The sequence below is a fragment of the Buttiauxella agrestis genome (assembly GCF_900446255.1).
In the GTDB taxonomy this organism is placed as follows: Bacteria; Pseudomonadota; Gammaproteobacteria; order Enterobacterales; family Enterobacteriaceae; genus Buttiauxella; species Buttiauxella agrestis.
The window spans coordinates 2604577-2619140 of record NZ_UIGI01000001.1 but is presented as its reverse complement, the minus strand read 5'-3'; the positions used below and the strand labels follow the sequence as shown (position 1 = coordinate 2619140).

Annotated in this window: 10 protein-coding genes; 5 read left to right on the top strand and 5 right to left on the bottom strand. The window is 54.3% G+C overall.

The window, feature by feature from the left end:
- The first annotated feature begins 3 nt into the window (after positions 1-3).
- Positions 4-876 carry a DUF362 domain-containing protein gene (locus DY231_RS12555; protein ID WP_115628713.1) on the top strand — a complete coding sequence of 291 codons (873 nt, stop codon included), beginning with the start codon at positions 4-6 and terminating at the stop codon, positions 874-876.
- 63 nt (positions 877-939) lie between these two features.
- Here DY231_RS12555 and DY231_RS12550 read toward each other — a convergent pair whose 3' ends face one another.
- On the bottom strand, positions 940-2661 hold the full coding sequence (locus tag DY231_RS12550; protein ID WP_115628711.1) for an ABC-F family ATP-binding cassette domain-containing protein: 1722 nt from the start codon (positions 2659-2661) through the stop codon (positions 940-942).
- 385 nt (positions 2662-3046) lie between these two features.
- Between DY231_RS12550 and DY231_RS12545 the strand changes: the two genes are divergently transcribed.
- From DY231_RS12545 to DY231_RS12535, 3 genes are all read left to right on the top strand, one after another.
- Entirely contained in the window at positions 3047-4303 is a 1257-nt protein-coding gene (locus tag DY231_RS12545) for a putative acyl-CoA thioester hydrolase (RefSeq protein ID WP_115628709.1), read from the top strand.
- Between the two features lie 111 nt (positions 4304-4414).
- On the top strand, positions 4415-4972 hold the full coding sequence (locus DY231_RS12540; protein ID WP_115628707.1) for a kinase inhibitor: 558 nt from the start codon (positions 4415-4417) through the stop codon (positions 4970-4972).
- A 15-nt stretch (positions 4973-4987) separates the two neighbouring features.
- Positions 4988-5776: a helix-turn-helix transcriptional regulator gene (locus tag DY231_RS12535; protein WP_115631835.1), complete on the top strand. Its 789-nt coding sequence runs from the start codon at positions 4988-4990 to the stop codon at positions 5774-5776.
- 29 nt (positions 5777-5805) lie between these two features.
- Here the strand turns inward: DY231_RS12535 and DY231_RS12530 are convergent, their stop codons facing one another.
- Positions 5806-6714: a LysR family transcriptional regulator gene (locus DY231_RS12530; protein WP_115628705.1), complete on the bottom strand. Its 909-nt coding sequence runs from the start codon at positions 6712-6714 to the stop codon at positions 5806-5808.
- A gap of 94 nt (positions 6715-6808) precedes the next feature.
- Here DY231_RS12530 and DY231_RS12525 point away from each other — a divergent pair, with 94 nt between their 5' ends.
- Complete coding sequence (locus DY231_RS12525) at positions 6809-7774, top strand: NmrA/HSCARG family protein (protein WP_115628703.1); 966 nt, start codon at positions 6809-6811, stop codon at positions 7772-7774.
- A 177-nt stretch (positions 7775-7951) separates the two neighbouring features.
- Here DY231_RS12525 and DY231_RS12520 read toward each other — a convergent pair whose 3' ends face one another.
- From DY231_RS12520 to DY231_RS12510, 3 genes are read right to left on the bottom strand one after another with little or no spacing between them, the layout of a single operon-like run.
- Entirely contained in the window at positions 7952-10087 is a 2136-nt protein-coding gene (locus tag DY231_RS12520; RefSeq protein WP_115628701.1) for a virulence factor SrfC family protein, read from the bottom strand.
- Positions 10084-13056 carry a virulence factor SrfB gene (locus tag DY231_RS12515; protein ID WP_115628699.1) on the bottom strand — a complete coding sequence of 991 codons (2973 nt, stop codon included), beginning with the start codon at positions 13054-13056 and terminating at the stop codon, positions 10084-10086. Before DY231_RS12515 ends, DY231_RS12520 begins: the two co-directional genes overlap by 4 nt.
- A gap of 2 nt (positions 13057-13058) precedes the next feature.
- On the bottom strand, positions 13059-14384 hold the full coding sequence (locus DY231_RS12510) for an SrfA family protein (protein ID WP_115628697.1): 1326 nt from the start codon (positions 14382-14384) through the stop codon (positions 13059-13061).
- Positions 14385-14564 lie beyond the last annotated feature (180 nt).

Genomic DNA, 14564 nt, shown 5'->3' with positions numbered 1-14564 from the left:
TTGATGCATTTCAATTCACAAAACACACGTCCAACTCTCATCAGAGTTGGGCGCTCTTGTGTTCATCATATCGTTGCGCAAAGTGATTGCCAGGCTTGTCTGGCGGTATGTCCATCGAACGCTGCCATTGCGCAAAATGACAGTGTGCATATTGATATGGATGCCTGCATCGCTTGTGGAGCATGTCTGTTTGCCTGCCCAACAGGTGCAATTGAAACGCCTGAACCTCCACGACGTTATTTCCGGGAAGAACGCCTGGTGATGCCGCTTAGCCTGACGCCGCCAGCCGTTGACGAGCTGCTTATGTGGCACGCGCAATATGAGATCCGGGCTGTCGAATTTGATACTGCGCAGCACCCTAATTGGGTTATTGCGCTGGCGACGCTCAATCTTAGGCTCAAAAAACTTAAGCAACCGCTTTGGGTCATCCTGCCTCCGCAGGAAGCCACCGTTGATCAAAGACGTCGCCACTGGTTGCAGCTAAAAAATAGTGCTGATAATACCGGCAGTGTTACGCCTGGTCGGAGGGCACGCCGGGCTTTCTTCTCTGAGGTCAGCGAGTATCAGGTTTTGGTGGATAAATCGTTGTGTTATCTCTGCGGCGCATGCGCCAGAATTTGCCCTGAAGCGGCTATTCAGATCGATAGCGAGTCGATGACTTTGAACCCCACGCTCTGCACGGGGTGCGGATGCTGCGAAGATATTTGCTTCCCTAAGGCACTAAAAGTGGTTGAAAACGCTGAAAGCACATCCACCGTTTTGCCGCTGGTTGAAAACAGCTGTCACACCTGCCATCGCCCGTTTACTGCCTGGTCCGGGCAAACTTCAGAATGTCCGATATGCCAGCGCCACCGTTTTGGGATGCGTGAAAGCTAAAGCACGGGGCCATTTTCAGATGGCCCGTTACGCTGTCACTTTTTTAGCATAACGGGCCTTGTCTTACTCCAGTTCTAACCGCAGATTCAGCGCGGCTATCTCTTCGCGCCACGCCTGCTGCAATGCCGGTTTCTGGTGGCTTTGCTTACGCGCTAAATCCTGCGCAAGTTTTTCCTCCAGTTCCACCAGTCTTTCAAGCCAGGCTTCCGTTTCCGTATGGATAACCGTTTCGACGACTTGTCTTGGTGACGATATCTCAGCTGCATTTTCACCCGTTAACTGCGCGTAAAGCCCGTCCAGAGAGTGCCATTCGCTTAGCTCGCCGTTATCAATCAGCCAGAAGCGATTACAGCTTTTGGCGATTAACGTCCGGTCGTGCGTCACCAGTAACACGCCGCCGTCGTAACTTTGCAGCGTTTCCGCCAGCGCCTCTTTGCCTTCCATATCCAGGTGGTTAGTCGGCTCATCCAGCAGCAGGAGCGAATAACGCGCCAGCGTCAGCCCGACAAACAGCAGGCGAGAACGCTCGCCGCCGCTTAACGTGCTGACGGTCTGCCCGTGGCGCAACCAGGCAAATCCAGCGCTGATTAACGCCATTTTGCGGTCGCGCTCGGTTAACGCCGCGAAAGGCTCCAGCGCTTCAAGCAGCGTGTCACCATCCCTTAACTGATGCAGCGTCTGGTCGTAATAACCCATATTCACCCGCGGATGCAGGCGAATAGCGTCGTCATTTTGCGGTTGCTGGTAATGCTGCCACAGCAGGCGCAATAGCGACGATTTGCCACAACCGTTACGGCCAATAATGGCGACCCGATCGCCACTTTTCAGGCGCTGCATCGGGAGGTTAAACAGCGGTGGACAATCGGGCGCTGGGCTAACCGCCAGGTTTTCCATTTCCAGCAATCGGTCCGCCGGTAACGCTTCGCCTTTGAGGATTAACTGCCATTGATTCAGGGCTGCAAGTTCCGTCTGGTTGTCCTTTAATTTGTCCACGCGCTTTTCCATTTGCTTGGCTTTGCGGGCGAGGTCTTCGTTATCGTAAACCCGCCCCCAAATGGCGAGCCGCTTCGCACTGGCCGCAATCCGGTCGATTTCTTTCTGTTCCGCCTGATGACGATGGGCGTCGGTTTTGTCCCGATCAACTAACGCCGCACGTGCTTCAGTGCAGGGAAGCTGGAAGAAACTCAGCCGCTGGTCGCGCAAAATCCACGTGCCATTGGTGACGTTATCCAGCAGATGTCGGTCATGGGAAACCAGTACAAAACTGCCATTCCAGTCACGTAAGAATTGCTCCAGCCACAGCAACGTCGGCAAATCGAGGTGGTTACTCGGTTCATCGAGCAGCAGAAGATCCGGGTCGGTGATCAGCGCCCGCGCCAATAACAGACGCGTGTGCTGCCCGCCGCTCAAGGTTCCGGCAGTCAGTTGCCACGCCGATTCGTCAAATCCCATACTTGCCAGCAGCGCTTGCGCTCGCCAGCCGTCGGTGTGTTGTTGCGCTTCATTCAGACGCGCCATCACCGCATCCAGAAGCGTCAGCGTTTGCAAATCTTCAGGCAAATGCTGCTCAACACGTGCCAGCAGGCAGTGATGCGCACGCGTCACGCTGCCACTATTGGGAGAAATAGTGCCATCGAGCAGTTTCAGAAGGGTGCTTTTGCCGCAGCCGTTATGGCCGATTAAGCCCAGGCGGTCGCCTTTTTTCAGCGTAAAGGTGATGTCAGCCAGCAGAGGGCCAAAAGCGGTATCAAGGCTAAGAGATTGTGCGGTTAATAATGTGCTCATTTTGCTTACTCAAGAGTCAGGCGATAGAACGCCTCGTCAGATTCGACGATAACCCGGTAAGCCCGAGGGAAGGGTTTTCAGTGGTTTGCTTCGCTCAAGCCGGATTATCGCAGTGCGATATCGATAACGCTTGAGCTCAGGCGATCACCAAGAGGATGTGAAAGAAATACAACTTCACAAAACTGCATGGGGGCCTCCTTATATATTCAGTGGGTTGATGGGTGTGAGAATCCTGGCAGAAAAGATAAATAAATGCCACCTACCGATTTCTTCCTTGTGACGAATGCGAAAATGCCAGCTCGCTCAAGTTTTTAAAATGATGTTTTATTTAAATTGGCTTTTGGTTTTGTAAATAAAACATTAATAAAAGACAGGGGCTTAACTTATGTCATTAACTCGTTACTCTGCTTTAGCTGTGCTGTGTTTCCCTCTGGTATTGCAAGGATGTACTTCATCATCCGCCTCACACCAGCAGGCTCCGGGCAGCCAAACCCGGCCGGTTTTAAGCCAGTCTGAAGCGCAAAATTTCACCCAGCAGCATTACTTTGCTCGAGGAGGAATGATTGCGAGGGCGCAAAACGACCCATGGACGCCTGAGTCATTGGATTTTAATAGTGTTGATACCCCCTGGATTGTCGGAAAAAATGCGCCGTATCAGACCGTGCAACAGGCCGTGAACACCGCCATAAAAGCGGCAAAATCTCATCAGCGAATTGTGATAAAAATTCTTCCGGGGGTGTACGAAGGCACGGTTTACATTCCGATGGATGCACCGCCAGTGACGTTATTGGGCGGGGGCGAAAAGCCCGAGCAAGTGACGATACAGCTGGCGCTGGACTCGATGATTTCACCGGAAGTCTGGCGGAAAACGGTCAATCCAAACGCGCAATATCAACCTGGCGATCCGGCCTGGGAAATGTACCAAACCTGCGCCACCAAAACCGCTGCGGCAGTGGCAACAACCTGTGCGGCGGTGCTTTGGTCGCAAAACCATGGCTTCCAGCTAATGAACCTGAGCGTGGTTAACTCTCTGCTCGATACCGTAGATGACGGGCCGCATCAGGGAGTGGCTTTACGTACTGATGGCGACAAAGTTCAAATCGAAAATGTGCGCTTAATTGGCCGCCAGGACACGTTCTTTGTGAACACCAGCGACCCGAAAAACCGCTACGTGACAGACAGAATCAGCCGTGTGCTGGTGAAAGACAGCTACATCGAAGGTGATGTGGATTACGTGTTTGGCCGTGCGAATGCGGTGTTTGATAACGTCCATTTCCACACCGTTTCCTCACGCCAGAAGAACGAAGCTTTCGTGCTGGCACCAAACACGCTACCTGATAACCCTTACGGGTTCCTGGTGAAAAATAGCCGCTTTACGACCGATGCAGGTTTTAAAAACGGTTACTTTGCAAAACTGGGGCGCGCGTGGGATCAAGGGGCAAAAGCGACCGGGTATGTAGCGGGCAAAACGTCGAATAGCCAGGCCGTTATCATGAATTCAACTATTGATGGCGGCTATGATTCTCTATCGCCATGGGGCAGTGCCGCAACCACCGCTCGCCCGTTTAACGGCAATATCGCGCCGGACAGAAATCTCAATGACGTGAATTTCAATCGACTGTGGGAATTCAATAACCGTTGAGTTATAAAAACATCGGGTGAGCGTTTCGGCACAAAATAAAATCATCTGTGCACAACACGGGGAAGCGACAGCTTTTACATTGGTGACTCAATTCAATAATGAGGAAAACCAATGAAAAGAGTCGCCACCCTGGCCGCAGGAATCGTAGCCGCAATCAGTTTTAGTGTTTCAGCGGCTCAGACGTTTACGCTGAGCAGCAGCGATATTTCGCAAGATGCGCCATTAACGAATAAACAAGTTTTCCAGGGCTTCGGCTGTAGCGGTGCAAACATCTCTCCGCAGTTGTCATGGCGCAATCCACCGGCTGGCACCAAAAGCTTTGCGATTACCGTTTATGACCCGGATGCCCCGACTGGCAGCGGCTGGTGGCACTGGACGGTGGTTAATATTCCTGCCGATGTGCACGCCATTGCAGCCGGGGCTGGTGCGAAAACACAGGCGAAACTGCCCGAAGGCGCGGTGCAAGGGCGTAACGATTTTGGTTTCTCGGGGTTTGGTGGCGCATGTCCTCCGGCTGGGGCAAAACCGCATCGTTACCAGTTTACCGTCTGGGCTTTAAGCAGCGATAAACTGCCGATTGACAGTAATGCGAGCGGGGCGCTGGTCGGTTTTATGCTTAACAGCAACGTGATTGCTAAATCCGTATTAACAACAAATTACGCAAGATAAAAGGCGGGTGTGACGGTGCAGGATGTACATTTTCAGCATAAGAATCTGACGACGGCAGAGGTTTATTCAAGCCAACTGCACCGGTTGCATCGCGTGAAGCTTTTTTCACCGGCGATTTGCCATATTACGCAGGGAAGCAAAGTCATTATTCAGGACGAAAATCGCCTGTTGGCAACGCCTGACGTGCTGATTATTATCCCGGCAAATACGGAGCTGGAGATTATTAACCAACCTGCGCAAGGTACATTTCGCTCGGAATTATTACTGTTATCCCCGGAATTACTGGCCGCCTTTAAAACACACTATATTCAGGACTATCCTCCTGCCAGGCACGTGTCTTTATGCGCGCCAATGAGCCAGGGGCTGAAGTTTATGTGGGGGAATTTATTGCACGCCGTGCGTGATGATTTGCCCGCAAAACTTCAGGAGCATCAGGCGATGGGGCTGTTATTGGCCCTTCATCAGGACGGTTTAGCCGGGCCACTGCTGATCGAGCGCCGTTACAATCTAACCGAACAAGTCCGGCAAATCATCATGATGTCGCCAGCAAAACTCTGGACGGCGCAAGAGATTGCCCAGCATTTGTCGCTAGGCGCATCCACATTACGCAGACGACTGCAACAGGAGTCCCGGAGTTATCGGCAAATTGTCGAAGAGGTGCGCATGTCCTTTGCGCTGGCACAATTGCAAACCACAACGTTGCCGATTGGCGAAATTGCTTCGCGCTGCGGGTATCTTTCCAGTTCGCGATTTACTGCCCGGTTTCGTCAGCATTACGGCTGTTTGCCGAAAAACGTGCGTTAAGCAGAGTACCCGCATGTCGCGGGTACTGTTTAAGATTCGGTTTCGCTATTCATCTCAACAATCAACTCTCTCACCCAGCGGTGCCCGGCGTGGCTGTGGCTGCGTTCATGCCAGATCAGGCATATATCAAATTGCTCGGCGAGCCAGGGTAATTCTATGACAGCAAGCTGTGCCGAGAGCACCTGTAACAAGCGTCGCGGAATCAACGCAACCAGGTCGCTTTTCTGGACAATTTCAGGAATAAACAAAAATGACGCGGCCGACATCACGACGTTACGTTTGTGCCCAAATGCCGCCAGCGCGTCGTCAATCGGCGTGGTAAAGCTGCCGCCGGAAGGCGAGACGATGACATGCTCGAGTTTCACAAACGCTTCCAGTGGCAAATCCGCTTTAAGCGCGGGATGGTCGCGCCGCCCAATCAACACGTAGCTTTCATTAAACAGATGCGTGGTGCGTAAATGTGTGCGGAAAGAGTCATGAGAAGCAAAGACCAGATCCACTTCACCGCTGGCAAGCTGGTGGTCTAACTGCGCCATATCCAGATGACGAACCGCGATGCGCACGCCAGGCGCTTTCTGGCGCAGAGCCAGCACCAGTGGCATCACCAGAGCGGCCTGAATGTAGTCAGTACAGGCTATGGTTACCGTCAGGCTCGCGTGCTGAGGATAAAAATCTCGGTGCGAATGCAACGTATGGCGCAGTTTTTCCAGTGACTCGCGCACCGGGACAATCAACTCAAGCGCTTTAGCGGTTGGCGTCATACCGCGCCTTGCGGGCAGCAGCAACGGGTCATCAAACAAATCCCGCAGGCGATTGAGCTGGGCGCTGACCGCCGGCTGGCTAAGGTGCAACCTTGCAGCGGCTTTTGTCACGTTCTGTTCGGCGAGCAGCGCTTCAAGGGTCAGCAATAAATTCAAATCTATGCGTGTGGTATCCATCAGGTGGATTCCTAAGTAAAAAACAATCGATTTCTCTTATCGCTTAGTTGTCCTGATAATTCAAGCCACACAGTGAATCATCAGGAGAAAGAAAATGTCATCGAATACCAAACCACTGATTACCGTTGTCGGCGCGCTGAGCAAACAGGGGCGCAGCGTGGTGCGTTCTTTACTGCAAAGCCAGCGTTACCGCGTTCGTGGGTTAACCCGTCGGGTGGACTCACCTGAGGCACAAGAACTGGCAAGTTTGGGAGCGGAACTGGTTCAGGTGCCGCTAGAAATCGGACACAAAGCGGAATTTATTCGGGCATTTGAAGGGGCTGATGGGGTATTCATGATGACGCCGGGTATCCCGCCAGACGCGCCATACGCCCCAACAAATGAAACGCAATTAGGTAAGGAAATGGCCGATGCGGCAGTTGAAGCGGGCGTGCGGCACGTGGTTTTCTCAAGCCTTGAGAATGTTGATAGCATTACGGGTGGCAAAATATGGGTGCCGCATTTCACTGATAAAGCCCTTGTTGAGGAATACATTCGTACACTGCCCATCACCCATTCATTTATTTATATGGCGTTCTTTTATACCAATTTGTTGGAGTATTACCCACCGTATCAAGAAGGTGACACGTTAGTTTTCCCGATCTATTTGCCTGAAGATTTCCGTGCACCGTTTGTCGACCCGCTAACCGCAACAGGCCCGGCAGTGCTGGAGATTTTTGATAACCAGGATAAATACGCAGGATGCGCACTGCCCATTATTGGAGAAATTCTTTCCCCAGGAGAAATGGTGGAAACCTTCACCCGTGTAACCGGTATAAAAGCGCAGTACCGTCCGGCAATTACGCGCGACGAATTGCTGCACCATTTCCCGTCCTATTCCGGCATGCCTGGCTTAACGGCGGAAATTGTCGGCATGGCAAAATACGCGTTTGATTTTGGCTATTTCCGCGAAGATCGTGATTTGTTGTGGAGCCGGGAGATTAACGCACAGGCATTAACCTGGGAGCAATTCCTGCAAACCACGGGTTGGCAGGGTGAAGGGCGTTCTTTTGGTGGGTGAGGGATGTTATAGCCGTTTGTCTGTGGAGGTCAGCGAGAGATTTTTGTGGTCGGGTGAGATAAACCTGGGGACGATTATGGTTGCCGGATGTGATTGCTCCGGCAACCGGAGAGACTTTTGTGTTGTAAAAATAGGCTTTTTGAGTGGGATAATATCAGCCTTGTTTTCTCCCTAATCCTACAAAGCCAACAGATCTTTCAGCGCTTTTTTCTGCACATCACTCACATCCAGCGGATGGCGATAACCGATGTTTTCCACGGCGCGGGCGTATAACGCCACCAGCCAGTCGTACACATAAATGGTGTTACCGCGCGCCGGTTGTTCGCCCAGACGTACCAGGCGCACATTAGCGGTTGCCTGTTTAAGCGGTGCAAATACCGGCGAGCCTTTGTTGATGCGGCTTGCCGGGCGCAGTGTCGGTTCGATATGCGCGTAACCCAACCAACTGACAAAATCACCCAGTACGGCGCTCACGCAGGTGATTTCCTGCGCCATGCTGCCGTCGCTGTGGCGCAGCGCGTTTTCCAGTTGTTCCGGTAATTTCAGGCGATAACTGGCGACAATCAGCAACTGGCAAAGCGCCTGGAGTTGGGTGTTATCCAGCCCGGATAGTTGGGCGACTTCGTGGCGTGCGGCCAGTTGGCGTAGATGGTTCACCCACAGCAAATGCACCACGCTGGCAAAACTGTCCGGGGCGTGATTCGGCTCGTCGTGGCCGTCATCGTCTGCAAACAGGTCGATATCAAGCCTGAAATCAGCAGGTTGTTGGATGCGGGATTGTTGATGGCTTAACCAGCGCTGTTGCAGCGCCTGGCGTTCAGGCATCAGGCTGGCGAGCAATTCACCGTGCTGGGCCGCGTTGGCTTGCAGGGCGCGCACCAGCTCTTCGGCCTGGGAACGCGCACGCTCCGGGGTGATATTGTCAGCGTCGATAACGGGCGAGAACAGGGTGCTGATTTCCTGGTTCAGCGCGGCCTGTAACATCTCAATGCGCAGTGTGCGCTGAGCCGGAACCACGGCATCCGCCAGCCATTCCAGCAAGCGGTACATATTACGGCTATCCAGCGCCTGCAACGTACCCCAGCGTTTACCCGGCAGGCCGATAATTCTTTGCACGCCGTGGTCCAGATTAGCACCGCTAAAGCGTGCATCTTCAGGAGTAATGGCCCAAATCAGGCCCGGTGTCGTGGCGTTGCTGGCCTGGGTTTTATCCACCCAACGTGCCAGCATTTTACCTGCTGTGTTCACATCCGCGCGTTCGGCGGCGGCATTGCACACCACCAGTTTATCGGGTTGCAACCAGGGCGTGTAATCGTCGAGCTGCATCGTGGGAATATCCACCACATCGACCTGAGCCAGTTTCGGCTGATGGTTGAGCGAGAGCGTGATTTCAGCGCACAGTTGCTGTAAATCGCGCTGCGCCAGGCTGACTTGCGAGCCGATTTCATGGTTGAAAAGCGGGCAGACCATGACGTCCGCACCCATTTCGGGCTCATCCGGTGTTCCAGGAATCAGGAAACCTTCAACCGGCAATAAGAACGTGTCTACCAAAAGGCTTGCCGGGGCTAAAACCTGTTGGGCATTCCCCAGATGATGCAGCGTTTCGGCCAGGTGTTGCCACTGCGCGGTGATTGCACTGTTATCGCCCCAAAGCGGGGCCAGCAACGCGGCTTGATCCGCACAATTCAACCACGGCAGCAGATCGGCGATTTGCTGCCACAGGGCATTTTCAAGATGATGCTGGCGGCGCACCACCTGTTGGTAAGTCTGTGCGATATCAGAGACTTGTAGTTGCGTTATCGCTGCTGTCGATTGCGTCTGGCGGCGAACCTGAAGCTCTTTGAGTCTCGCGGCGATCGCTTCGTGGCGGGCAAATCGTGCGCCCGGTTCAGCGTGATACTGGCGAATCAAACGCTGCGCCAGCGTGGAGTTGCTACAAAGGGTAATCAGCAACGGATAGTGTTCGGCAATGGGCAATTCACGGCGCGTAAAGCGTACGGCAACGTTCGGTGCATGGCCGGGATTAATGTGCGTCAGGTAATCCAGCACTTTGCCGCCAAGCGAGATTTCAATGCGGTCATGATGATCGCCCAAAAGCATGGTCAACAAATGATGTTTACCAGAAACCGAGTGGCCATAAAGGCCAATGGTTAGTGGTTGCTCCGCCTGCAAATCTATATGTTGCTGGCGATTCTGAAGCACAGCCAACTTTTGCAACAGACCATCGGCTTCATTTTCAATCCGCGGTACGGACTGGCGAGTTTGCTGGATCCAATCCACCAGAGGGTGCAGCGTTGAGGTTATTGGCTTCATTTTTGGTACACGCTCCCGCTGTCAATCCAGTAATGGCTGGCACCGCTATAGCTTCCTGCCAGGGTATTCAATTTAAAACTCAGCTGATTAAGCGGCACTTTGCTGCCGTCCTGCAACCAGGCTTCTGCCAGCACGAAAGCATCGGCTTCGCGGGTTTGTTGCAGGCGCACGTTTAACACTCCTTCACCGGCAATGGCTTTTGCCAACTGTGGGGAGTTGATCGCCAGCGTGTACAACGGCGTTGCGGGCCAGCGGGCGTCATCAAGCTGCCGGAATCCGAGGCACGCATTGCCGCGCAGCGGGAAATGCAGACGCGTATCGAGTGTCGATTTTGGGTCATCCAGGCAGATGTCGCGATACCAGACGTTCTCATCCACAAGTCGGTTGTTGCCGTCAAGCATGCCGAGGAAACGCACGGTGGAATAGGCCTGAATATCCGACGCTTTGAAGTTAAAACCAGGCAGGCGCAGATCCATCGCCAGGCTGCATAACATCGCGCCGACGGCGGCGGTCGATTTCGGGTTGCCAATACGGCCTTGTTGGCTGAACGGATACCATTCATGAGTCTGATAGTTATCCAGCCAGACGATGCGATTCACCGGAACGGGCTGTTGATAGCGCAGCAGCGCCTGAACACCAGGCAAACAGGCCGGACGGCCCGTCACCAGCAGCACATCGCAGCAATAATGGCTGATCACTTCGCACAGGGCTTGCAGCGGGGCGGTCAGCGTGAATTGCCCGGCGAGCAGCGCGTCCTGCAACGCCGATAACTCAACTTGCAGCGGCACGCTGAACAGATCGAACGCCGGGGCATCGGCAGGCAGCGCGTGTTGCACCGCTTGCTGAACGTAATTGATCACGTTATCGGTCGGGCGTTGTGTGAGCAGTTCGCCAAATGTCGCTTCGAGAGCGGCGTGTTTGTCGTCCGGGTCGCTATTTTCCCAGAACGAGAGCACCGCGTGGCCGAGTGGAATAAACAGTTGTAGCGCAGTTTGCTGGCGCAGCGTGCCGCGAGTGTCCATTCGCCCGGACTCGCCGAACAGCGTAGTCATTAAACCTGGGGTATCCACGACGCCCGCCTGGTGAATTTGCGCCTGTAGCGCCGGGAGCACGCAGCGCTGAATCACATCCAGCAAAATATCATCGCCTGCGACTTTAAAACCTTCGCGGAACAGCAGGCGCGGGGTGATTTTCACATTGCTACCCACGCCATCATCAAGATGATATTGCGTGATAGCCATGTCGGTCGTGCCGCCGCCGATGTCAATCGACGCCACGCGCAGCGTTTTGCCGGGCAATTCGTCTGCGGCCAGTTGGCGATCCGGGCGGGCGAGGCTCTGGAAGAAATTGCCGGTTTGCCCGGCATAGTTCACCAGCGCTTCGTTATACAGCCACACCAGTTGGCCGCAGGTCGCTTCGTCCCACTCCATCTGCACGTCAGGCACCGGAACGACGCTTTTCTGGAAATCGCGTTCGCTGTCAAAACCGTCGTCGGTCGGGTGCCATTCCATCGCTTTCCACACCAGTCCGACCGCTTCCTGCATGCGTTGGCGGAAGATCTCACGCTCTTGTTTTGGCATCGCTGAAGGTAACGTGAGGATTAAATGGCGTAGCTGACGTGGCGCGTTCAGGTGCCCCATGCTCTGCCGCGAACCGACGCTGTTGATTTGCATCAGCGCCTGCGCCAGTAATTCGCACAGCATCAGGGTCATTAACGAACTGCGGCTGTATTGCGGTGAAAATACCGGCAAACGTTCGTCAAGCGGCAGCGAATACAACGGTTGCCCGTCGTCATTCATCAGGTTCATTAAGGGATAAGCGGTCGCCAGCGGTTCGCGCTGAGTTTTCACGCCCATCTGGCTAAAGCGCCAGTCCTGGCTGGCAGGCGTTTCGTCCCACAGATAACGGCGCGGGCTGGAGATGCCGCTTGCGCCGTCGGTGCCTAAACGGGCGGAGGCCATGCTGCGGGCTTCGTCACCCACACGGGCAATAGACGGCCAGACAAACGCATCGTCGCGGCCACTTTCTACCGAGAAGTGTTGTTTGCCGAACTTAGCTTCTGAGAACTCAAGACGACTGGTGAACATCGCTTCGTTGATGGTTTGCGGTTCGCTGAGTGAGCGAATTTGCAGCTCGGCAGTCTGGCGCAGGCCGTCATTGGCTTCGCCGTGATCTTCAATCAACACGCCGCAGGTATGGGTGTTGCCGACATCCAGCACCAGATCGACCGGGATCGCCGGGGCTTGTAGCGTGGCGGTGACGATTTTGACCTCTGGCACCGCCAGTTGCGCACCGAGCATCTCGATAATATTGAGATAATGCGCCTGATATTCGAACGTTTTCAGCGCGTTGCTGATTTCACGTTCGGTTCGGGATTCATTGCGCGTGGCAAATTGGGTGAACACTTCGCGCAGCCAGCCATCGACCCAGGTCTGGTCGATAAAGTCGTTGATCTCTTCGTTTTGCCAGGCAAGAGCAAAACGCGCGCCGTTGCGTACATCATTGAGCGTCGGAGCCAGATGCGCTGCCGGGTTGTCGTCCGCGAGGATTTTGGTATCCAGCGCAATTGTGATTCGCACCGTATTGCCTGCGGAGTCCGGCGTTTCGAGGCAACGAATCTGCACACGCGCCCAGTTGTGCGGCCCGCCAACAAAGGTGCGCGGCGGGTTAAAGCGCAGGAACGGCAGCGGTAGCCAGGTTTTATCGAGCAGTTTCAGCGAATGGCCCAGCGTAATCGTGCTTTCGGGTTTCACAACTTCAGGAGCGGAGCCCGAAGCCCCTGGCAGGGTAAATTTGCCCGGAATGACATCATAATCCAGGCGCAGCAGTGGGCCGTTGGCGGTTTTACGCACAAAACGCCCGGTATGTGGAGCGTTTGGCTGAGGTGCCAGTCCGAAATCCAGGAACTGAATGCCGCTGTCTTTAATGAGCGTCACGCTCGGCTTATACGGATACAAAGTGGCAAACATGGTTAATCACTCACTTTTTTAAATGTCACAGGCACCACGGTGTCGCCGTCGTAGCGCCCACTGCACTGAGCCACATCGTTCTCGTCGGGCTTGCAGGAGATTTCCGGCAGCGGATAACGTGAACCATCGCTGCAACGCGCATTGCCACGGGTTTTGATCATCAACGTGCCGGACTGCATCAGGCCGGAAAACACTTCCGCTTTGCAGACGATATTGTCGCCATGCACCAGGCGCACATTGCCTTTGTTATTGGCGATTTGGTAACGCAGCGTCGGCGGTTTGCCGGTGATGGAATCTTTGATATTGATGGCGACGCGCCAGCTGCCGTTGAGGAATTTTGTCGAGCCGACTTTTAGCGCGTCGGCGGGTAAAATCAGCGCACCTTTGGGTACGTCGGCGGGCGCCGTTGCGGCGATGACAACCGGCTCTGGTTCGGGTGCGGGCGCTTCGACAACAGCGGCCTGGGCAACAGGCAGCGTGGAAACATGCTCGACAACGGGTTGAGCCTGCATCGGCGCAGGGGCAATGGCTTGCGGTTTAACGTCTTCAACTTTCTGCGCTAAAGGCTCGGCGTGGGGAGCCGATACCACAAAATAGGAAACTGGTGCCGCGATAGCCGCAACGATGGCCGCCGCAACGGGCCATATCCAGCGTTTTTGTTTTTTCACTGCCGCAGGTGTGACGGATTCTTCGACTGGCGCAGGCTGCGGCGGTAATTCTGGCAACGGTGCAGGGGGGGGGGGCGCGGCTATCGAATACAGCGGTTCATCCGGCTCAGTCAATACGATAACGGGCGGTGCGGCGGGTGGTGGCTCCGGAAGGAACTCGATAGCCGGTTCGTGTTCTTCGGTAATACGTAAGCAATCGAGCGGGTCAGGGCGGGCGCTATTGTTAAGGCTGACAAATCCCCAAAACGTCAGCACCGGTTTGCCATCAACCAGGTAAACATGCTGGCTGCCAGGAAACTGCAACGCGTTGGCGAGCAACGAGCCAAAAAGTTGAATCGCCGTTTTTTCTGACTGCCCGCAGCGCTGAATCAGCGAGGCGACGTTGGCCTGGCAATTATCGAGATAGCGCAGCGCTTTTTTGCGTTGTTCATCACTGGCCGCAGCCCAACTGATGACTGAACCCTCGCAGGGCGCGTACCAGTCAACCCGGTCGCCTTCATCGTTTGGCTGAGGAATCGCCAGGCTATCGACCACCGCTTGCTGTTTGCGTAAGCGCAATGTTTCGCGAATTTGTAGTGCCGAGTCGAATACTGTCTGCCCGTTTTCGCCTAGCGAAAGGAAGTCATCTAAGCATCCGCTGCGCAATAATGTTTTTGCCACGTCATCAATCCTGCTGTTTTCAGCTCCGCTTGAGCCATTTTCACAGTTTCCATTTTACGGATTCCCGGCCCAGGCAAACGGCGCAATAGGCGGCACTTTTTTCTAATTCTCGGGCGATTGCACTTAAGTCATTGGGTGACTCGACGGTTTTGTGCTACTGATTATTCTTCTCTACATCGC